At 61.3% G+C, this 21,508-nt stretch carries 17 protein-coding genes; 9 read left to right on the top strand and 8 right to left on the bottom strand.

Going from position 1 to position 21,508, the window contains the following annotated elements; translation table 11 throughout:
* Positions 1–207: 207 nt before the first annotated feature.
* Genes HBO23_RS25155 through HBO23_RS25175 form a run of 5 tightly spaced genes read right to left on the bottom strand, consistent with a single transcriptional unit; the run spans position 208 to position 6,046 of the window.
* Positions 208–1,212 (bottom strand): substrate-binding domain-containing protein, encoded by a 1,005-nt coding sequence (locus tag HBO23_RS25155; protein WP_017136516.1) that lies wholly within the window; start codon positions 1,210–1,212, stop codon positions 208–210.
* Between the two features lie 37 nt (positions 1,213–1,249).
* Positions 1,250–2,113 (bottom strand): SMP-30/gluconolactonase/LRE family protein, encoded by an 864-nt coding sequence (locus tag HBO23_RS25160; RefSeq protein WP_170040153.1) that lies wholly within the window; start codon positions 2,111–2,113, stop codon positions 1,250–1,252.
* A gap of 14 nt (positions 2,114–2,127) precedes the next feature.
* Entirely contained in the window at positions 2,128–3,708 is a 1,581-nt protein-coding gene (locus HBO23_RS25165; protein ID WP_170040155.1) for an aldehyde dehydrogenase (NADP(+)), read from the bottom strand.
* A gap of 10 nt (positions 3,709–3,718) precedes the next feature.
* Positions 3,719–4,708 (bottom strand): AraD1 family protein, encoded by a 990-nt coding sequence (gene araD1 / locus HBO23_RS25170; RefSeq protein WP_170040157.1) that lies wholly within the window; start codon positions 4,706–4,708, stop codon positions 3,719–3,721.
* A gap of 15 nt (positions 4,709–4,723) precedes the next feature.
* The gene (locus HBO23_RS25175) at positions 4,724–6,046 is read right to left on the bottom strand and encodes an MFS transporter (RefSeq protein ID WP_170040159.1); all 1,323 of its coding nucleotides are present in this window, start codon (positions 6,044–6,046) and stop codon (positions 4,724–4,726) included.
* 192 nt (positions 6,047–6,238) lie between these two features.
* Here HBO23_RS25175 and HBO23_RS25180 point away from each other — a divergent pair, with 192 nt between their 5' ends.
* From HBO23_RS25180 to HBO23_RS25190, 3 genes are read left to right on the top strand one after another with little or no spacing between them, the layout of a single operon-like run.
* Positions 6,239–7,975: an IlvD/Edd family dehydratase gene (locus tag HBO23_RS25180; protein WP_017136520.1), complete on the top strand. Its 1,737-nt coding sequence runs from the start codon at positions 6,239–6,241 to the stop codon at positions 7,973–7,975.
* Between the two features lie 48 nt (positions 7,976–8,023).
* Complete coding sequence (locus tag HBO23_RS25185) at positions 8,024–8,746, top strand: FadR/GntR family transcriptional regulator (protein ID WP_017136521.1); 723 nt, start codon at positions 8,024–8,026, stop codon at positions 8,744–8,746.
* A 42-nt stretch (positions 8,747–8,788) separates the two neighbouring features.
* The gene (locus tag HBO23_RS25190) at positions 8,789–9,466 is read left to right on the top strand and encodes an SOS response-associated peptidase family protein (protein ID WP_138450596.1); all 678 of its coding nucleotides are present in this window, start codon (positions 8,789–8,791) and stop codon (positions 9,464–9,466) included.
* 4 nt (positions 9,467–9,470) lie between these two features.
* Here the strand turns inward: HBO23_RS25190 and HBO23_RS25195 are convergent, their stop codons facing one another.
* Together HBO23_RS25195 and HBO23_RS25200 are read right to left on the bottom strand one after the other, a co-directional pair.
* Positions 9,471–10,511 carry a GGDEF domain-containing protein gene (locus HBO23_RS25195; protein WP_170040161.1) on the bottom strand — a complete coding sequence of 347 codons (1,041 nt, stop codon included), beginning with the start codon at positions 10,509–10,511 and terminating at the stop codon, positions 9,471–9,473.
* Complete coding sequence (locus tag HBO23_RS25200) at positions 10,501–11,391, bottom strand: hypothetical protein (RefSeq protein ID WP_017136524.1); 891 nt, start codon at positions 11,389–11,391, stop codon at positions 10,501–10,503. The genes HBO23_RS25195 and HBO23_RS25200 overlap by 11 nt, the downstream gene beginning before the upstream one ends.
* Positions 11,392–11,715: 324 nt before the next feature.
* Here HBO23_RS25200 and HBO23_RS25205 point away from each other — a divergent pair, with 324 nt between their 5' ends.
* From HBO23_RS25205 to HBO23_RS25220, 4 genes are all read left to right on the top strand, one after another.
* Complete coding sequence (locus HBO23_RS25205) at positions 11,716–12,591, top strand: bestrophin family ion channel (RefSeq protein ID WP_138450602.1); 876 nt, start codon at positions 11,716–11,718, stop codon at positions 12,589–12,591.
* Between the two features lie 102 nt (positions 12,592–12,693).
* Entirely contained in the window at positions 12,694–13,584 is an 891-nt protein-coding gene (locus HBO23_RS25210; RefSeq protein ID WP_170040163.1) for a proline iminopeptidase-family hydrolase, read from the top strand.
* A 312-nt stretch (positions 13,585–13,896) separates the two neighbouring features.
* Positions 13,897–16,305, top strand: coding sequence for a glucose/quinate/shikimate family membrane-bound PQQ-dependent dehydrogenase (locus HBO23_RS25215; RefSeq protein WP_138450606.1), 2,409 nt, complete (start codon positions 13,897–13,899; stop codon positions 16,303–16,305).
* Positions 16,306–16,377: 72 nt separating this feature from the next.
* On the top strand, positions 16,378–17,643 hold the full coding sequence (locus HBO23_RS25220) for a carbohydrate porin (RefSeq protein ID WP_170040165.1): 1,266 nt from the start codon (positions 16,378–16,380) through the stop codon (positions 17,641–17,643).
* 116 nt (positions 17,644–17,759) lie between these two features.
* On the opposite strand, the gene HBO23_RS25225 is transcribed toward HBO23_RS25220, so the two are convergent.
* Positions 17,760–18,941, bottom strand: coding sequence for a XylR family transcriptional regulator (locus HBO23_RS25225; RefSeq protein WP_170040167.1), 1,182 nt, complete (start codon positions 18,939–18,941; stop codon positions 17,760–17,762).
* A 139-nt stretch (positions 18,942–19,080) separates the two neighbouring features.
* Between HBO23_RS25225 and xylA the strand changes: the two genes are divergently transcribed.
* Together xylA and xylF are read left to right on the top strand one after the other, a co-directional pair.
* Positions 19,081–20,397, top strand: coding sequence for a xylose isomerase (gene xylA / locus HBO23_RS25230; protein WP_099547911.1), 1,317 nt, complete (start codon positions 19,081–19,083; stop codon positions 20,395–20,397).
* Positions 20,398–20,502: 105 nt separating this feature from the next.
* A complete protein-coding gene (gene xylF / locus HBO23_RS25235) occupies positions 20,503–21,504 on the top strand; it encodes a D-xylose ABC transporter substrate-binding protein (protein WP_017136530.1) in 1,002 nt (333 codons plus the stop codon).
* The last annotated feature ends 4 nt before the right edge of the window (positions 21,505–21,508 follow it).

The raw sequence follows: 21,508 nt of genomic DNA on the forward strand, positions 1-21,508 counted from the left end.
CCATCACTTTTTGCGAACAATCGACATTAGTAAGCCTGATTATGGTCAATAATGTGTCCACCATGTCCCCGCACATGTGTCAACCATGTGTCCGGTCCGTACAGGGCGTTTGCCAAAAGTGACCCGCCGTAAGGGCGGAACCATAGGTAGCCGTTACCGCAGCAACGGATATGTACTCCGTCCGATCCCCCCCCCGCCAAGCCTACCTCACTGCCACAACCCAATCTTCGTCAGCTCTTGCTTGAAGTTCTCCCGTGTAATCAGCGTCACCTCGTCCATGGCCGTGTACTTGGGCGGCTCCGTCCCCTTGGTAACCCACTCATACATCATCAGCGCAGTGTTGTAGCCCTCGATATGCGGACTGGGCAGCATCGAACCGAAAAATCCACTGTCAGCCTTTTTCAGTTCGCCAATGGCATCCGTACCATTGATGCCGATACCAATCACATTGGCCGCGGCAAAACCGGCCGTTTCGGTTGCGCGCACGCCACCGAGCACCGTGTTGTCGTTCATACCACCGATAATCAGGTTCTTGGCACCGCTGGGCAGCTTGACCAGTGCCGAGTTGGTGGCGTCCATACTGCCCGGTACATCAAGCGTCTTGGCCGCGGTGAACAGAATGTGGTCTTTAGGAAAACCAGCATCTTCCAGGGATTTAACCGAACCGTCAGTGCGCTTTTTACCCGTGTCCAGTTCGTTAAAGGTATTGATCACCGCATAGGTGTCCTTCCAATCCCAACCGCGTTTTTTCGCCTCCGCCGCCATCGCCGCGCCCTGCTTCTGGCCCACTTCAAACGCGGCCATGCCCAGGTACGGCACGTCCTCCATGAAGTTGCCTTTGGCGTCGACAAAACGGTCATCCACCGCAATCACTTTCAGGCCGTTGGCCTTTGCCTTGGCAACGATGGCCGGGCCGAGTGATACGTCCGGCGGGCAGATCACAAAGCCCTTGGCGCCGTTGGCCGCCAGGCTGTCGATGGCCGAGAGGGTTTTCTCGCCATCCGGCACGGCGATCTTGATCACGGTAAAGCCATGCTCCTTGCCGGCTTTTTCGGCAAACGCCCATTCGGTCTGGAACCACGGCTCTTCAGCCTGCTTGACCAAAAAACCAATCTTCACGGCTTCAGCGGCCTGCAACAGACCGCCCAAGCTCAGGGCCGACACCGCCACAGCGGCGCAGCACAGGGAACGCATACCTCGACGACGATTCATACGGGTGACTCCTTGTTATTGTTTTCAGGTCTTGGGTTTATCCGGCAAAGCGGTGACAGCGTGTGCCCGGCACATCGACCTCGATGGCCAGCACTGCGCCATCCAGCGGGTGATCGAGTGGGCTGGCGGCGCTGGTGATGTAGAGGGTGGTGAGGTTGGGGCCACCGAACACGCAACTGGTGGGGCGGCTCACGGGCAACTCGACAATGCGGTCGACCTCGCCGGCAGGCGTCAGGCGCAGCAAGCAACTGCCATCCCAACGGGCATTCCAGATATAGCCATCCGCGTCCATCGCCGAGCCATCCGGGCCACCACGCTCATGCGGGCCGAACCAGACTCGGGCAGGCTCGAGCTGACCCTCTGGCTTGACCGCATGCCGGTACAAGGTGCCGTCCAGGCTGTCGCCAAAATGCACGTGCGCGCCGTCATCGCTCCACACCAAGGTGTTGGGAATGCCCAACCCTTGCAGCAGCGGCGTGACATGCGCGTTGGCATCGACGCGAAACAGGCCGCCGGAACGCCGCGTAATCGGCAGGTCTTCACCCTGCTCGCCAATGTTGTTCTGCATGGTGCCCAACCACAGGCGGCCCTGGGCATCGCAGCGCGCTTCATTGCCACGGTTACCCGGTTGCGGGTCGGCCACGCACAGCAGCGTGAGGGCTTCGGTTTCCAGGTTCAGCCGGTACACGCCGCTGCTCAGCGTCACCAGTGCATCCCCGCTTTCACAGGGGATGAAGGCCGAGACGTGCTCGGGCAACTGCCAGATCTGCAACTGCCCGCCCATCAGGCGCAGCGCCTGCTTGCCGGCGATATTCACCCAATACAGCGCCTGGGTCGGCACGTCCCAGAACGGGCCTTCGCCCAGCTGCGCACGGTGCGCAGTGACTGCGGTACACGACATAAAACCTCCTGGTGTTACAGCGGGTCGCGCGATGGCGTGCCATCCACCAGCCGCTGGATACGCAACGGGTTGGCGTTTTTCAACGCGTCGGGCAGCAGGCTATCAGGGTAATTCTGCAAGCACACCGGGCGCAGGAAACGGTCGATGGCCAGGGTGCCGACCGAGGTGCCACGGGCATCGGATGTGGCCGGGTACGGCCCGCCGTGAACCATCGAATCACACACTTCCACGCCGGTCGGGTAGCCGTTGAGCAGGATGCGCCCGACTTTCTGCTCCAGCAGCGGCGTCAGTTCAGTGAAGTGCTGCAGGTCGGCCGGTTCAGCAATAAGCGTCGCGGTGAGCTGGCCGTGCAGCCCGTGCAAGGCGTCGCTGAGCTGGGCCTGATCGGCGACCTCGACAAACACCGTGGCAGGGCCGAACACCTCTTCCTGCAACACCTCATCACCGTCGATCAGCAAGCGCACGTCGGCCTTGAACAGCTGCGGCTGCGCCTGACTGCCCACTTGAGCGCTGCCCGCCAGGTGTTGGATGCCAGGGTGCGCCAAGAGCTTTTCCAAGCCTTTGCCATAACTGCCCAGGGTGCCGGCATTGAGCATGGTTTGCGCCGGCTGTTCACCGATCAGTTGCGCCACCTGTTGGGTAAACGCGGTGAACTGTGGCGAGGCAATACCGATCACCAGGCCAGGGTTGGTGCAGAACTGGCCACAGCCTTGCACCACCGAGGCGGTGAGGTCGCGGGCGATGGTCGCGGCCCTGGCGTGCAAGGCCTGGGGCAGCACGATCACCGGGTTGATGCTCGACATTTCGGCAAACACCGGGATCGGCTGCGGGCGTGCCGCCGCCATATCACACAAGGCACGGCCGCCCTTGAGCGAGCCGGTAAAACCCACGGCCTGGATCGCCGGGTGCTTGACCAGCGCCTCACCGACGCCGCCACCGAAGATCATGTTGAACACCCCCGCCGGCATCTCGGTAGCCTCGGCCGCCCGAATGATTGCATCGGCCACCCGCTCAGCCGTCGCCATATGCCCACTGTGCGCCTTGAACACCACCGGGCAGCCGGCCGCCAGCGCGGCAGCGGTGTCGCCGCCGGCGGTGGAAAATGCCAGGGGAAAGTTGCTCGCACCAAACACCGCCACCGGGCCGAGGCCGATGCGGTATTGGCGCAGGTCCGGGCGCGGCAGGGGTTGGCGCTCGGGCAAGGCTCTGTCGATACGCGCGCCGTAAAAATCACCACGACGCAATACCGTAGCGAACAGGCGCATCTGGCCGCTGGTGCGCCCGCGCTCGCCTTTGATGCGCGCAGCAGGTAATGCCGTTTCGCGGCACACCAACTCGATAAATTCATCCCCCAGCGCATCCAGCTCATCGGCCACCGTCTCCAGGAACTGCGCCCGCCGCGATGCACTTAATGCCCGGTACGCGGGATAGGCGGCAGCGGCGGCCTTGGCGGCGGCATCCACCTCGGCGGGCGTGGCCTGATAGAAATCCTGAGGCAAGGCCTCGCCGGTGCTGGCGTCGACGCTTTTCAGGGTGATGCTGCCCTGGGCGCTGCGCTGGCCGCCGATGTAGTTGTGGCCGAGAAACGGATTCATGCTGATCTCCTTAAAGGCTGATGACAGTGCCAGGTGCGAACGCCGCCTCGGCGCTGCCGACCTGATTGACCAGCGGCGCGCCGAACTCGGCCTGGCTGATCTCGAACACATCCCCCGGCTGGGTACGTATACCGTCGGCGAATGACAAGGTGGCGGTGCCGAAGAAATGAATATGCACGTCGCCCGGGGTCAGGAACTGGCTGTATTTGAAATGGTGGTACTCGAGGTTTTCCAGGCTGTGGCACATGTTCGCCTCGCCACTGAGAAATTCGCTTTCCCATATCACTTGACCGTCTCGGCGGATGCGGCTGGTGCCGGCCAGATGCTCGGGCAACTCACCCACACGCAACTCCGGACCATAGCTGCAACTGCGCAACTTGGAATGGGCCAGGTACAGGTAATTCTTGCGCTCCATGACGTGGTCGGAGAACTCGTTGCCCACCGCAAAACCCAGGCGGTAGGGTTTGCTGTCACGGCCGATCACGTACAACCCGCCGATTTCCGGCTCTTCACCGGCGTCTTCAGCAAAGGGTGGCACCGGGAACGCCTGGCCTGGGCGCACGACAATATTGCCATCGCCCTTATAGAACCATTCCGGTTGCACGCCGGCCTGGCCGGCCGGCGGTTTGCCGCCTTCCACGCCCCATTTGAAGATACGCATGGTGTCGGTCAAGGCACTGTCGTCACCGGCCTGATGCATTTTATCGCGGGCCGAGGCGCTGCCCAGGTGCGTCAGTCCAGTGCCGCTGATCAGCATGTGCGCGGGGTCGGGATGGTCGAGCGGCGGCAGGACTTTGAGGTCTGCCAACAGCGCGGCGTAGTCGTAACTGTCGCCCAGCCCGAGGCTGTCGACCTGTTGCGCCAGGCCCACACCGGCATCGATGGCGGCCAGCGCCAACTCACGCACGCTGCGCGCGGTGTGCACTTCGCGCAGTGTGTTGCCTTGCACCACGCCGACACGACGCTCACCGTTACGCAATTCGAACTGAACTAAACGCATCAAACTTCTCCAGGATTAAGTACGTGTGGCGCCTCGGGCGCTGGCGGCAAACTGGTCGGCGGGCAGCACATGCTTGCGCTCCAGCACGCGGTACACCACAGCGGTCAACACCAGCCCGAACACCATGACGCCAGCCAAAAAATACAGGCCCGAAGCCAGGTTGCCGGTGTATTCCTTGAGCGCGCCGATCACGAACGGGCCGATATAGCCGCCCAGGTTGCCCACCGAGTTAATCAAGGCAATGCCCGCCGCCGCACTGGCGCCGGCAAAGAACCGCCCCGGCAAGGTCCAGAACACCGCCGTGCAGGAAAACAAGGCGAATGCCGCCAGGCACAGCGCCGCCATTTGCAGCACCGGCACGCTCAGCCAGGCACTGCAAAACAAGCCGATGGCGCCGAGCACATAGAGCACGGCAAGGTGGCCATAACGATCGTTCAAACGGTCGGAACTGCGCGGGATGATCAGCAGCCCGATGATGCCGAAAATGTAGGGTACCGCCGAGATAAAGCCGGTCACCAAGTCAGTGCCGCCGAACTGTTTGATCAGGGTCGGCAACCACAGGCCCAAGCCATAGATGCTCAAGGTCACCGGCAGATAGAACAGCGCCAGCAACAACACGCGCTTGTCCTTGAGGGCATGCAGCGGGTTGCCGTGGCGGGTCTGGCCGTAGGCTTGCAGGTCCTTGGCCAACTCAGCGGTCAGCCAGGCTTTTTCGTCTTCGCTCATCCAGTTGACCTGCTTGGGGCCGTCCGGCAGAAAGCGCAACACCGGCCAGGTCAGCAGCAACGCCGGCGTGCCAATCACGATAAACAGCCATTGCCAGCCGTGCAGACCAAGGATGCCGTCCATGCCCAGCAGGCCGCCGGACACGGGCCCGGTGATCATCATGGCAATCGGCTGGGAGAGGATAAACAGCCCCAGGATCTTGCCGCGATGGCGCACCGGGAACCACTGGGTGATGTAGTACAGCACGCCCGGAAAGAACCCGGCTTCGGCCGCGCCAAGCAGAAAGCGCATCACATAGAAACTGTGCGGCCCCTGCACAAAGGCCATACCAATGGTGATGGCGCCCCAGGTGAGCATGATCCGTGCAAACCAGCGCCGCGCGCCGAAGCGGTCGAGCATCAGGTTGCTGGGGATTTCAAACAGGAAGTAGCCAATAAAGAACAACCCCGCCCCCAGGCCATAGGCGGCATCGCCGATGCCGACGTCGGCGCCCATGTGCAGCTTGGCAAACCCCACCGCCGAGCGGTCCACGTAGGCGATCAGGTACAGCAGGATCAGGAAGGGAATCAGTTTCAGCGTGATACGCCGAACAAGCCGCAGTTCCTGGCTCATGGGGTCGATCTCCGATTGTTGTTTTTATAGAAGCTCGGGGGCTGCCTCTCGCGAAAATCCGCCAGGGTCAAACCTCAATTAAGCTGGACTATATAGTATGACTATTTGCAAAACAACACTTCCAAAGCTGCGTTTTTGCGCTTATGTTTAAGCACATATAGAACATATAGTCATACAATAAGAGAGTCGATCATGCCTGATAAAAAGCCCGCCCTACGCTCCGCCCAGTGGTTTGGCACCGCCGACAAGAACGGTTTCATGTACCGCAGCTGGATGAAGAACCAGGGCATTGCCGACCATCAGTTCCATGGCAAACCGATCATTGGCATTTGCAACACCTGGTCGGAACTGACCCCGTGCAACGCGCATTTCCGCCAGATCGCCGAGCACGTCAAACGCGGTGTGATCGAGGCAGGTGGTTTCCCGGTGGAATTCCCGGTGTTCTCCAATGGCGAATCCAACCTGCGCCCCACCGCCATGCTCACCCGCAACCTGGCGAGCATGGATGTAGAGGAAGCCATTCGCGGCAACCCCATCGACGGCGTGGTGCTGCTCACCGGCTGCGACAAAACCACCCCGGCGCTGCTGATGGGCGCGGCCAGTTGTGACGTGCCGGCCATCGTGGTCACCGGCGGGCCGATGCTCAACGGCAAGCACAAGGGCCAGGACATCGGCTCGGGTACGGTGGTGTGGCAACTGAGCGAGCAGGTCAAGGCCGGCACCATCACCCTTGACGATTTCCTTGCGGCCGAAGGCGGCATGTCGCGCTCGGCGGGCACCTGCAACACCATGGGCACTGCGTCGACCATGGCCTGCATGGCCGAAGCACTCGGCACTTCCCTGCCCCACAACGCGGCGATTCCGGCGGTGGATGCACGGCGCTATGTGCTGGCGCATATGTCTGGCATGCGCGCGGTCGAGATGGTGCGTGAGGATTTGAAACTGTCGAAAATCCTCACCAAGGAAGCATTTGAAAACGCGATCCGGGTGAATGCGGCCATCGGCGGTTCGACCAACGCGGTGATCCACCTTAAAGCCATCGCCGGGCGCATTGGCGTCGAGCTCGACCTCGACGATTGGACCCGCATGGGCCGTGGCGTGCCGACCATCGTCGACCTGCAGCCGTCAGGTCGTTTCCTGATGGAAGAGTTCTACTACGCCGGCGGCCTGCCGGCCGTGCTGCGTCGCCTGGGCGAAGCCAACCTGATCCCGCATCCGAATGCCTTGACGGTCAATGGCAAGTCGTTGGGCGAGAACACCCAGGACTCGCCGATCTACGGCCAGGATGAGGTGATCCGCACCCTCGATAACCCGATCCGCGCCGATGGCGGTATTTGCGTATTGCGCGGCAACCTGGCGCCGCTGGGCGCCGTGCTCAAGCCTTCCGCCGCCAGCCCCGAGTTGATGCAGCACCGTGGCCGCGCGGTGGTGTTCGAGAACTTCGACATGTACAAGGCACGCATCAATGACCCGGCGCTGGACGTGGATGCCAACTCGATTCTGGTCATGAAAAACTGTGGCCCCAAGGGTTACCCCGGCATGGCCGAAGTGGGCAACATGGGCCTGCCCGCCAAGCTGCTGGCCCAGGGCGTGACTGACATGGTGCGCATTTCCGATGCACGCATGAGCGGCACCGCCTACGGCACGGTGGTGCTGCACGTGGCACCGGAAGCTGCCGCCGGTGGGCCGCTGGCCACGGTGCAGGAAGGTGACTGGATCGAGCTCGACTGCGCCAACGGCCGGTTGCACCTGGATATCCCCGACGCCGAACTGGCGGCGCGCATGGCTGACCTTGCGCCAGCGCAAAACCTGATCGTCGGCGGCTACCGCCAGCTGTATATCGATCACGTGCTGCAGGCCGATCAAGGCTGCGACTTCGACTTCCTGGTGGGCTGCCGTGGCGCTGAAGTCCCCCGGCATTCCCACTAATTGGGATGCTATGATGCCGCGAACCTAAGCCAGAGCCTCCCCGTCGTTATGGATCACCAGCCGCCCAAGCCGCGCAAGAGCCAGCATGCCCAGATCGTTCAGGACTTGGGCATGCACATCGTTTCCGGTCGCTTCAAGCCCGAAGAACGCCTGCCCATGGAAGCCACGCTGTGCGAGGAATACCAGGTCAGCCGCTCGGTGTTGCGTGAGGCGACCCGCGTGCTCAGCGCCAAGGGCCTGGTGTACTCCAAACCACGGGTGGGCGCGGTGGTGCGCCCACGGGTGAAATGGCATTTGCTTGACCCGGACGTGCTGTCCTGGCTGATGCAGTCCACGCCCCACAGCGAATTCTTCAACACCCTGGCCGGCGTGCGGCGCATCCTCGAACCGGAAATCGCCGCCATGGCCGCGACCACGGCCACCGCCGAAGACATCGCCACCATCGAAACCGCCTACCGGGGCATGGAAACCGCCAAGACCCACGATGACCTGCTGCAGGCCGACCTGGACTTCCACCGCGCCATCGCCGACGCGACCCGCAACGACTTGCTCGCCTACATGTGCAACATGCTGTCGTTGCCGCTGCGCGAGTCGATCAACATCACCAACCGCCGTCCTGACATCCAGGGCCTGAGCCTGCCCCGCCACAAAGCGATCCTCACCGCCATCCAGAACCGTGACGCCCTCGGCGCCCGGCACGCCTCGCTGGTGCAACTGGATGACACGCGGGTGGCGCTGGACACGGTGATGAACGTGCTCACGCCGCTGTAAATTGATCGTCTACGCTCAGGGAGTCAGTTCGAGGAACCGGCCATGTGCGGACGACTTTCGCAGTACCGCGGTATTCATGACTTTGTGGCGGCGCTGAGCATGCCCAATGCACTGGCCAATAGCGTGGGCGACCAGCCGCTTGAGCGCTACAACGTGGCGCCAACCACCCCCGTGGCGTTGCTGCACCTGGACAATGATCTTTTGCACGCTGACCCGGTGCGCTGGGGCTGGCGCCCGCACTGGAGCAAAGAACGCCTGCTGGCGATCAACGCGCGTGTCGAGAAGGTCGCGCACGGCGCGTTCTTTCGCGCGATCTGGCCGCATCGCGCAATTGCCCCAGTGGACAACTGGTTTGAATGGGTGGATGAAGGCGACGCGAAAAAACAGCCCTACCTGATTCGTCGCCGCGACGGTGCGCCGGTATTCTGTGCCGCCATAGGCCAACTGCCCGACGCCGATGAGGGCGCGCACGCGCACGATGGCTTCGTGATCATCACCGCCGACAGCGCCGGTGGCATGCTCGACATCCATGACCGCAGGCCCGTGGTGTTCACTCCGGAACTGGCCCGTGAGTGGCTGGACCCGGCCACCTCCCGAAGTCGCGCCGAGCAGATGGTGCTGTTGCAGGGCGACCCGGCAGACGTGTTCGAATGGTTCAAGGTCGACAGTGCCGTGGGCAACACACGCAACCATGGGCCAGCGTTGATCCAGCCGCGCTGAGCACTCATTGGGCGACTGCACACCCCTGCGGATTAATCGGCCTGCCCTCCAGATAGGCCCGGTCCTTGCCATTTTGCTTGGCGCCATACAGGTTGCGGTCAGCGTCCTTAAGCACTGCCGACATCTCGTCCCCCGCCGAAAACCGCGCCATTCCCGCGCTGCACGTGTAATTGTGCGGCGCCGCCACACTGTGCCGGATAGCCTGCAACAAATCCCGTGCGAACTCGCAGGCGACAGCCGGGTCGTCGCCCAACAGCAGCACGCCGAATTCTTCGCCGCCGATCCTGCCGAAACTGTGGCTGCCTTTGGCGGTTTTCAGGCAGGTGGCCATGGCGCAAAGAATGCTGTCGCCCACATCGTGGCCATACCGGTCATTTTTGAGTTTGAAACTGTCGATATCCAACATCATGAAATAGCCGCTGTGGCCGCTGGCGATCAACGCGTCAAAGCCCTGCATGAAGGCGCGCCGGTTGAGAATGGAGGTCAGGTAATCCGTCTCTGCCAGCTCGCGAAACTCACTTTCTACCAGCAACACCGAGCGCAGGTTCTTCAAATAGGAAAAACTCAGGATAAAACCGATGGCCACCGACGCAACGCAAAAAATATACAGATAGACCTGGGCATCGCCGTAAATGTCCGCCTGGATGCACGGCCATAAAATCAACCAGACCAACGTGGCGCAGACCAGGTAATCCTGCACACTGATAAACAGGATGGCGCTGCTGATCACCAGGATAACCGCCAGCGGCAAGCCAAACAGGCGCAACTCCCCATGCGCGCTGATGACATAGGCAAACCCCACGGACAGCAGCACGACATACACAACCCCGAGCGTGCGCCACAGGTAAAAGTGGATGGTCATGTGGTGCAGTCGACACACCGCCAACAGGCACAGGGTGATCGCTGACAAATATATATCCAGCTGCATGTCCGGATGAATCAACAACACCCCGAGCCAGGCAATAATCCCGATTAACTCGGCCTGGGTGACCGCTGGCGACAGTAACCGGCGCATCCGTGGCCTTAACTTCAAATTAGCAGGCATCCCTTTCCCCTCTTTCAACCGCGTGCAGGCCAACCGCAAATGAAAACGCCATAAACCGTCTTACCAGGCAAACAAAAGCCGGCAGCACTTCCAGCTGTTTTTTCGCATGCACTTTGAAATAGCCCTTCTCGACACCCTCCCGGACCATTCTAATAATATGGGTTTTTGATACCGACAGCTGCTGGGCGAGCGCAAGATAAGATGACGATTTGAAGGTCATGCGCTCGTTTTCCGGTGAAAAGGCATCGTTATATATCGCCAGCATCAACAAATGGCCTGCATCTTTCTTCACCAGCCAAAAACAGTCGGGCAGCAACACATCAACGGTCATTTCGTCGGCCAGGATCTGAGCGAAGCCTTTGAAATAAAGGGCTAGAAAACTGCGGTCGTCCATCTCGCGCATTGTGCGAAAACGCTCCTTCTCAGGGCACATCAGCGCCAGTGAGTCGGTAATGGACGTCAGCATCAGCCGCACTTCCCGGCAGGCTTCATCCGAGGGCGCATACACCCTGAACCGGCTGTCCTCCGGGTGTGCGTCGACCACCATGAACCCCAGCGCCCGAAACAGCAGGAAGATCGACTCCAGGCTGTTTCTTGAGCAATACCCCCGCGCCACACAAAAGGCTTTCACCTCGCAAAGCAAGGCTGTCGGTTTGGAAAAGTACTCGCTGAACAGTGCAAATGAGACCATCAAACGGCTGTATTTCATTGCACTTTTGTAGAAAAACGGGCGTTTCGAGTAAGGGCCAAGAAGCACCTGATAATGTGCCCGAATACAAGATTCAAAGTCCTCATGACGTTCAAGTGCTTGTGCAGTATTACCGATATCCAACTTTAACGAACTGACACGCATGAAAGAACCCTGATCAACCAACTTCATCCCACTGATCTAGACTACAAAGTTCACGTAGTCAGGTCCCAAAACAAATCACGTCGTAAAACGGCCCCTGATGGCGCTTTGCCTTTGGGGTCAATGTACAGTGATTGCCGCGTGGCACAGCATCATTACCAAAGTTGTTCCAACTGCACTTCCTGGGCTATTTGCTAACGCGCAAGCGGTGAACTTGCTTGAAATAGCAGTGCAAAGATTGCGTGTGAAGCAGAGCCAATAAATGGCGCCAGAAATATGACCGCGAACCTTTCACCGCCCCCGGGCGTCCGAGCTAGGGTATTTATTGCCCATTGCTCGCCGTGAGGTCCTCGCTTGAAAGCCGCCATCATCAAAAAGTACCGCCTGATTATCAAAACCATGGGCTATGTGGGTTGGGCCTTGTTCTGGCTGTTGTTGTGGGATGTGGCCGTCACGGTCGATTTCATGTTGTTCCTGACCACCAAGATCAACTTGCCGCTGATGCCGCTGACCCTGCTGGGGTCGGCGCTGGTGGTGTTGATCAGCTTTCGTAACAGCAGCGCCTATAACCGCTGGTGGGAAGCACGCACGTTGTGGGGCGCAATGGTGAATAACTCGCGTAGTTTTGCACGTCAGGTACTGACGTTGCTGGATGACTCCAGCGGCGAGGTAAACCCGGTCAAGGCCACCCTGTTGCGCCGCCATGTGGCCTATGTGAATTGCCTGGCGGCGCACCTCAAGGGCCGCCCGTGCCCGGATGAAGTACGTGCGTTTATCCCCGCCGAAGAGTTTGCGCGCAATGGCGCCACCAACAACTTTGCCAATGACATCCTCACCGGTTCAGCGACGTTGTTGGCCCGCGAATACAAGGCCGGGCACCTGGACAGTATTCGCCTGGCGCGGCTGGAGTCGACCCTGGTGGACCTGTCCAACGCCCAAGGCGGCATGGAGCGAATCGCCAATACGCCGCTGCCCTACCCTTACGTATATTTCCCGCGGCTGTTTATCTCGCTGTTCTGCCTGATCGTGCCGGTGGGCCTGGTTGAATCCCTGGGCTGGTTCACCCCGCTGGCCTCGACCGTGGTGGGCTTTATGCTGCTGGCGATCGAACGCATCGGCACTGACTTGCAAAGCCCGTTTCATTCCAGCGAACACCAGATCCAGATGGAAACCATCTGCGAAACCATCGAGAAGAACCTGCAGTCGATGCAGCGGGATGCGCTGGCTTAAGCTCAAGGTGCTTTTTAATTCAAGAACCTATCATTTTTACCAGTGCCCCTGACGCGCGGTTTTGACTAGCCTGTAGCGCATCTATCCAAGGAGGCACACAGCATGCAGGTTCGCGAAGGTTATGCCGATTTCCGTGGCTACCGGACATGGTTCCGGGTCACCGGCGATTTGAGTTCCGGGCGCTTGCCCTTGATCGTCGCGCACGGCGGCCCCGGCTGCACCCATGACTACGTCGACAGTTTCAAGGACCTGGCCGAAACGGGGCGCGCGGTGGTGCACTACGACCAATTGGGCAATGGCCGCTCCACTCACCTGCGCGACGCACCCGCTGACTTCTGGAACGTGGCGTTGTTCCTGGCGGAACTGGACAACCTGATCGAGCATTTGGACATCAGCGACTACGCGCTGCTGGGCCAGTCCTGGGGCGGCATGCTTGGGGCTGAACACGCGGTACGCCAACCCGCCGGCTTAAAGGCATTGATCATCGCCAATTCGCCCGCCTCCATGGACCTGTGGTGCGCCGCCGCGAATGAGCTGCGCCAGGCATTGCCCACCGAAGTGCAGGCCACCCTGCTGCGCCATGAGGCGGCAGGCACCACTGACAGCGCCGAGTACCGCGCAGCCTCGGATGTGTATTACGCCCGCCACGTCTGCCGCGTCCAGCCGGAGCCCGATGAAGTGCTGCGCACCAATGCCGCCATCGAAGACGACCCGACCGTTTATCACACCATGAACGGCCCCACTGAATTCCACGTGATCGGCAGCCTGCGCCACTGGAGCATCATCGAGCGACTGCCACGCATCCAGGTGCCGACGTTGTTGATCTCCGGGCGCTTTGATGAAGCCACACCCGCCACGGTACAGCCGTTTGCCGATGGCATCCGCGACGTGCGCTGGCAGATTTTTGAGCAGTCGAGCCATATGCCGCATGTCGAGGAACGTGAGGCGTGCATGGCGTGTGTGGGGGCGTTTCTGGCGCACGTGGAGCAATAGCCAGATTGAGCTTTGTGGCTGACGCTCTACACTAAAGCCAATGTGGAATGGGGCTGGTGTGGGAGCTGGCTTGCCTGCGATGACATCAACTGGGTGTACCTGATGTACCGAGGTGTCTGCATCGCAGGCAAGCCAGCTCCCACAGTTGGTTTTTGTCGCTGGGGACATCTGTGTTCGCATCGGCGCCCTGCGAGCCAGGGTTTTGCTGTTGTACCCACATTTGTAAAAGACTATTACGCAGCACAATGTACTAACTGGTTACTTATATTGCTAAAATCGCGTCTTTGCCCTCTCACCTTCGAGTCTGTCGACATGAAAAGAGCATCGCGCGCCGCTGGCGCCTCTAGATTTCTCCTGCTGGGCCTGGGCGTGGTTATCGCCCTGCTCGGCGTAGCGCTGGCTGTGGGCGGCGCCAAGCTGGTCAGCCTGGGCGGTTCCTGGTACTTCCTGGTCGGTGGCGTGGCCATGGCCGTTTCCGGCATGTTGATCGCGCGGCGCAAGCCGGCGGGCGCCTGGCTGTTCGCCGCGTTCCTGGTTGGCACCGCCGTGTGGGCGATTGCGGACGTGGGCCTGGTGTACTGGCCGCTGTTCTCGCGGCTGTTCATGTTTGCCGTGATCGGCCTGGTGGTGGCGCTGGTGTATCCGCTGCTGGCCGGCCGACCGGCGCGTGGCGCCTATGGCGTTGCCGCCGTGCTGGCCGTCGGCGTGGCGTTGGCGGCGGGCAATATGTTCGTTGCACACCCAAGCGTTGCGCCCACCGGCAAAGGCCCTGGCGTCACGCCAGTGGCCGCCGCCGATGCGCAGAAAGACTGGGCGCATTACGGCAACACCGAAGGCGGCAGCCGTTTTGCGGCGCTGGACCAGATCAACCGCGACACGGTCAATAAGCTCAAAGTGGCGTGGACCTACCACACCGGCGACGTGGCGATCAGCGACGGCAACGGTGCCGAAGACCAACTGACGCCCCTGCAGATCGGCAACAAGGTATTCATCTGCACCCCGCACAACAACCTGATCGCTCTGGATGCCGACACCGGCAAAGAGCTGTGGAAGAACGAAGTCAACGCCAAATCGGCGGTCTGGCAGCGTTGCCGTGGCATGGCGTATTTCGATGCCACTGCGCCGATTGCCCAGCCCACCCAGCCAAACAGCTCGCCGATCATTGCTGCCAGCGTACCGGCCGGCGCGCAATGCCAGCGCCGCTTGCTGACCAACACCATTGATGCGCGCCTGATCGCAGTGGATGCCGACACCGGCAAGTTCTGCGAAGACTTCGGCACCCACGGCCAGGTGGACCTCAAGGCCGGCCTGGGCAATGTACCGGACAGCTACTACCAGCTGTCCTCTGCGCCCTTGATCGCCGGCACCACCGTAGTGGTCGGCGGCCGCGTGGCAGATAACGTGCAAACCGATATGCCCGGCGGTGTGATCCGCGGCTTCGACGTGATCAGCGGCCAGATGCGCTGGGCGTTCGACCCGGGCAACCCCGAAGACAAGCAAGCCCCGGCAGCCGGCAGCACTTATGTACGCAGCACGCCGAACAGCTGGGCACCGATGTCTTATGACCCGCTGATGAACACAGTCTTCCTGCCGATGGGCAGCTCGTCCACCGACATCTACGGCGTTGAGCGGACCCAACTGAACCACAAATACGGCGCCTCGGTGCTGGCGCTGGACGCCTCTACCGGTGCAGAAAAGTGGGTGTACCAGACCGTCCACAATGACCTGTGGGACTTCGACCTGCCGATGCAGCCGAGCCTGATCGACTTCACCCCACCTGGCAGCGACAAGGCCGTGCCAGCGGTGGTGATCGGCACCAAGGCCGGGCAGATCTATGTGCTCGACCGCGCCACCGGCAAGCCGCTGACCGACGTGAAGGAAGTACCGGTCAAGGCCGCCAACATCCCCAACGAGCCTTACTCGCTGACCCAGCCTAAATCGGTGGGCATGCCGCAGATCGGCGCGCAGACGCTGACCGAATCGGACATGTGGGGCGCCACGCCGTTCGACCAATTGCTGTGCCGTATCGACTTCAAGGGCATGCGCTACGAAGGCCTGTACACCGCGCCGGGCACCGACAAATCGCTGAGCTTCCCGGGTTCTTTGGGCGGCATGAACTGGGGCAGTATTTCCACCGACCCGGTGCACGGCTTTATCTTCGTCAATGACATGCGCCTGGGCCTGTGGATCCAGATGGTGCCGTCGCAGAACAAGGCCCAGGCCGCGTCCGGTGGTGAAGCGCTGAACACCGGCATGGGCGCCGTGCCGCTCAAGGGCACGCCGTATGCGGTGAACAAAAACCGCTTCCTGTCCGTGGCTGGCATCCCGTGCCAGGCACCGCCGTTCGGCACCCTGACGGCCATCGACATGAAGACTCAGCAGATCGCCTGGCAAGTGCCGGTGGGCACTGTTGAGGACACCGGCCCGCTGGGCATCCGCATGCACCTGCCGATCAAGGTCGGCCTGCCGACGCTGGGCGGCACCTTGTCGACCCAGGGCGGGCTGATTTTTATCGCCGGCACCCAGGACTTCTACCTGCGCGCCTTCAACAGCGGCAACGGTGATGAAGTCTGGAAAGCCCGCCTGCCAGTGGGCAGCCAGGGCGGCCCGATGACCTATGTGTCGCCAAAAACCGGCAAGCAGTACATCGTCATCACCGCCGGCGGTGCTCGCCAGTCCACTGACCGTGGCGACTACGTAATCGCCTACGCCCTGCCGTAACGCCCCTCTGTTCGCGCGGTGCTCTCCTGCACCGCGCGCGCCTTTCTATACATGCCGTTTGGAAGACCCCGCATGACCCTCACTTCTCCTATGCCCTTCGGCCGCCTGGCGCTGGGCCTGGCTTTGGCTGCCGCCCTGCCCGTTCAAGCCGACGACACTACCCTGACCGGCGACTGGGGCGGCCTGCGCCGTGAACTCGACGAGCAAGGCATCCGCTTCACCGGCGACTACAGCGGCGAGACCGCCTACAACGCCGACGGCGGCCAACACCGCTCGGCGCGCTACTCGCAAAACATCAAGCTCGGTGTGCAGTTCGACCTCGGCAAGCTCTACGGCTTCACCAACGGCGACCGCATTCAGCTGACCATCAACGACCGGCGCGGCAACAGCGCCTCCGAAGACCTGGTAGGCAACCGCCTGCCGATCCAGGAAAACTATGGCGGCCTCTACACCCGCCTCACCGAGCTGAGCTACGAGCGCACGCTGTTCACGCCCGCGCTGAACATCAAGCTCGGTTACATGGCGATGGGCAACGACCTCGGCGGCCTCGACAGCGGCATCCTGTGCAACTTCATGAACGCCGGTTTCTGCGGGCACCCGCTGAACATGTCCGGCGGCAGCGGCTGGACCAATTACCCGAATGCACGCCTGGGTGCGCGGGTGAAATACGATTTTTCGCCAAACTGGCAACTGCGTGTGGCGGCATTCAATGTCGACCCCGACAGCAACGGCAACTCCAGCCGCGCCTGGCGCCTGGACCCCAAACACACCACCGGCACCGTAGTGCCGATCGAGCTGGTGTACAAACACGCGGGCACGCTGCCGGGTGAGTACAAGCTGGGTTATTACTACGACAGCTCCGATGTGAAGCGCATCGGCAGCAACAAAGACGTGAACGGTCGCGGCGGTCACTACCTGCTGATCGACCAGGCCGTCTGGGCCTCCAGCACATCCGCAGGCCGTGTGCTGCACGCTTTCGGCCAATACTCGGCCGCCAGCGAAGCCGCCTCGCCGTTCAGCAAGTGGTATGGCGCGGGCGTGGTGCTGTACAAGCCGTTTGAAGGCCGCCCACGCGACACAATCGCCTTGGGTTATGGCCGTGCGGTGCCCAACCCACGCAACCGTGACGTGCAGGAGTTGGCGGCGTTCAATGCGGGGACGGACTACCCCAACCTGAACAATGCCGAGCAATTGATCGAACTCAGTTATGGCTACCAGGCCACGCCGTGGCTGACGCTGCGCCCGGATGTGCAATACATCATCGAGCCTGGGGCGTTTTCCGGTGAGAGCATCGATAACGCGCTGGTACTGGGGTTGCAGGTCAAAGCCGTATTCTAAAAGCCTGAACACCGTCGAAAATGTGGGAGCTGGCTTGCCTGCGATAGCGCAGTGTCAGTCAGAACACCTGGCGCTGACACACCGTAATCGCAGGCAAGCCAGCTCCCACAGTTGTTCTACGGTGTACTTGCGCCATGCTGGTACTCGCGCGGCGTACAGCCAAACTCTCGCCGAAACACTGTATGCAGGTACTGCGCCGATTTGAAGCCGCAACCCTGGGCAATGTCGGCGATCGCCAGGGCGTGGTTTTCCAGGCCCTTGGCCGCCGCCGCAAGTTTGAAGCGCAGAATCTCGTCATGCACGCTGCACCCACGCACCTTGCGAAAGTGCGACTCCAGGGATGAACGCGACACCCCCACATACGCCGCCACCTGCGCGGTCTTGATGCCCTGGCAGGCGTATTGGCGAATAAACAGCAACGCCTGCATCACATACGGGTTGCCCAACGGTTGATGCAGGCTGGAGGCCTGCACATTGATTGCATCCGGCGGCACCAAAATCTGCGTGCCCGCGCAGGGTTTGCCGTGCAGCATCTGGTGCAGCAACGCGGCGGCCGTGCGGCCCATGGTTTCGGTACCCTGGATGACCGAGCTGAGCGGCACGCGCGTAAGCGTGCGGGTCAGCGGGTCGTTGTCGATGCCGATCAACGCGACCTGTTCCGGCACGGCGATGCCGGCGGTGAGGCAGGCTTGCAGCAATTGCCGGGCGCGGGCGTCGGTGACGGCGATGATGCCGATGGGCTTGGGCAAGGCTTGCAGCCAGGCGATTTGCTGCTCCACCGCGCTGTCCCACAGCGGCGCACTGGTGCCCAGCCCACGGTAAACCTCAACCTGCAAACCATCGCGTTGCATCAGGCGGCGAAAGGCTTTCTCGCGCTCCTGCGCCCAGCGGTTGGCCTGGGCTTCGGGCAGGCTGAAGCAGGCAAAGCGGGTCAGCCCCGCCTCAATCAAATGTTCGTACGCCAACTTGATCAGTGCATGGTTATCGGTGGCCACATAGGGAATGCCCTTGGGGTAGGCGCGTGCATCCTGATAGGAGCCGCCCACTGCCACCACCGGCAAATGAATATCGGCCAGCGCCTCACCGATCAGCGGGTCATCGAAGTCGGCAATGATGCCGTCGCCCTGCCAGCGCTCGATGCCTCTTAAACGGCACAAAAAGTCTTCCTCCAGGAACAAGTCCCAGGACACACGAGTGCTGCTCAGGTAATTGCCGATGCCGGTGATGATGCCGCGATCGTAGATTTTGCTGCCGTTGAACAACAGGGCAATGCGGTGCACGGGCGGTAGGGTTTTCATTGTTTTTATCCTGGGGCCGGTCGCTACAGACTAGCCCTGGCTGGTCAAAATCGCACTACGTCTTGGTGATTTTCATAATCGGCAGTCCCGATGCCGTTGCTAGTATCGGGGCACCGCCAAGAACAATAAGGAAAACACCATGCCGTACTTCCCAGGTGTCGAGAAGGTTCGCTTCGAAGGCCCCAACAGCGACGCCCCTCTCGCCTTTCGCCACTACGATGCCAACAAACTGATCCTCGGCAAGCCCATGCGTGAACACCTGCGCATGGCCGCCTGCTACTGGCACACCTTCGTGTGGCCGGGGGCGGACATGTTCGGCATGGGCACCTTCAAGCGCCCGTGGCAGCGCAGCGGCGAGCCGATGGACGTGGCCATCGGCAAGGCTGAAGCGGCGTTCGAGTTTTTCTCCAAGCTGGGCATTGATTACTACAGCTTTCACGACACCGATGTGGCGCCCGAAGGCGGCTCGCTCAAGGAATACCGCAACCACTTCGCGCAGATGGTCGACCACCTTGAGCGCCATCAGGAACAAACCGGTATCCAGTTGCTGTGGGGCACCGCCAACTGCTTCAGCCACCCACGCTTTGCCGCTGGCGCCGCCAGCAACCCGGACCCCGAGGTATTCGCCTACGCGGCCGCTCAAGTGTTCAGCGCGATGAACGCCACCCAGCGCCTCAAGGGTGCCAACTACGTGCTGTGGGGCGGTCGCGAAGGCTATGAAACCCTGCTCAACACCGACCTCAAGCGCGAGCGCGAACAACTCGGGCGTTTTATGCGCATGGTGGTCGAGCACAAGTACAAGATCGGCTTTAAGGGTGACCTGCTGATCGAACCCAAGCCCCAGGAGCCGACCAAGCACCAGTACGATTACGACAGCGCCACGGTGTTCGGCTTCCTGCATGAGTTCGGCCTGGAACACGAGATCAAAGTGAATATCGAGGCCAACCACGCCACCCTGGCCGGGCACAGTTTTCACCATGAAATTGCCACCGCCGTGTCCCTGGGGATTTTCGGCAGCATCGACGCCAACCGCGGCGACCCGCAGAACGGCTGGGACACCGACCAGTTCCCCAACAGTGTCGAGGAGATGACCCTGGCCACCTATGAAATCCTCAAGGCCGGGGGCTTCAAGAACGGCGGCTACAATTTTGATTCCAAGGTGCGCCGCCAGAGCCTGGATGAGGTTGACCTGTTCCACGGGCATGTCGCCGCCATGGATGTGCTGGCCCTGTCTCTGGAGCGTGCGGCGGCCATGGTGCAAAACGACCGATTGCAGCAGTTCAAGGACCAGCGTTATGCCGGCTGGCAGCAGCCCTTGGGCCAGGCGGTGCTGGCCGGTGAGTACAGCCTGGCATCGTTGGCCGAGCACGCGTTTGCCCATGAGCTGAACCCGCAGGCTGTGAGCGGCCGTCAGGAGATGCTCGAAGGCGTGGTCAACCGGTTTATCTACACCTGACCGCCTGCTGATTTTGTGGCGAGCGGGCTTGCCCCGCGTTGGGGCGCGAAGCGGCCCCTGTTACTGGCAACTCGGTTTTAACAGATACACCGCATCGCCACCACCATGAAAGCATTCAAACGTACCCTGCTCGCCACTGCCCTGGCTCTGCTCGCCCTGCCGGTGATGGCCGACTCGGCCCACCCGAAAATCGGCTTTTCCATCGACGACCTGCGCCTGGAGCGCTGGTCCCGCGACCGCGATTACTTTGTCGCCGCGGCCGAAAAGCTCGACGCCAAGGTGTTTGTGCAGTCGGCCGATGCCAACGAGCAGAAGCAAATCTCGCAGATCGAAAACCTCATCTCTCGCGGCGTTGACGTGATCGTCATCGTGCCGTTCAACGCCACCGTGCTGACCAACGCCGTCGCCGAGGCCAAGAAGGCCGGGATCAAGGTGGTGTCCTATGACCGCCTGATTCTCAACGCCGACATCGACGCGTACATCTCCTTCGATAACGAAAAAGTCGGCGAGATGCAGGCCAACGGCGTGCTGCAAGCGGCGCCCAAGGGCAATTACTTTTTGCTCGGCGGCGCGCCCACCGACAACAACGCCAAAGTGCTGCGCGAAGGCCAGATGAAGGTGCTGCAACCGGCCATCGACAAGGGCGATATCAAGATTGTCGGCCAGCAATGGGTCAAGGAATGGAACCCCACCGAGGCCCTGAGCATCGTCGAAAACGCCCTGACCCGAAACGACAATAAGATCGATGCCATTGTGGCCTCCAACGACGCCACCGCCGGCGGCGCGATCCAGGCCCTGGCCGCGCAGAAACTGGCAGGCAAGGTGCCGATTTCCGGCCAGGACGCCGACCTCGCCGCCGTCAAGCGCGTGATCGACGGCACCCAGACCATGACCGTGTACAAGCCTCTCAAGCTGATCGCCACCGAAGCCGCCAAGCTCTCGGTACAGCTTGCGCGTAATGAAAAACCTACCTACAGCTCGCAATACGATAATGGCAGCAAAAAAGTCGACACCATCCTGCTCACGCCGACCCCGCTGACCAAGGCCAATATCGACCTGCTGGAGAAGGATGGTTTCTATACCAAAGAGCAGATTGCCGGGCAGTGACCGC

This window comes from Pseudomonas sp. WS 5532 (assembly GCF_012985445.1).
Taxonomy (GTDB): domain Bacteria; phylum Pseudomonadota; class Gammaproteobacteria; order Pseudomonadales; family Pseudomonadaceae; genus Aquipseudomonas; species Aquipseudomonas edaphica.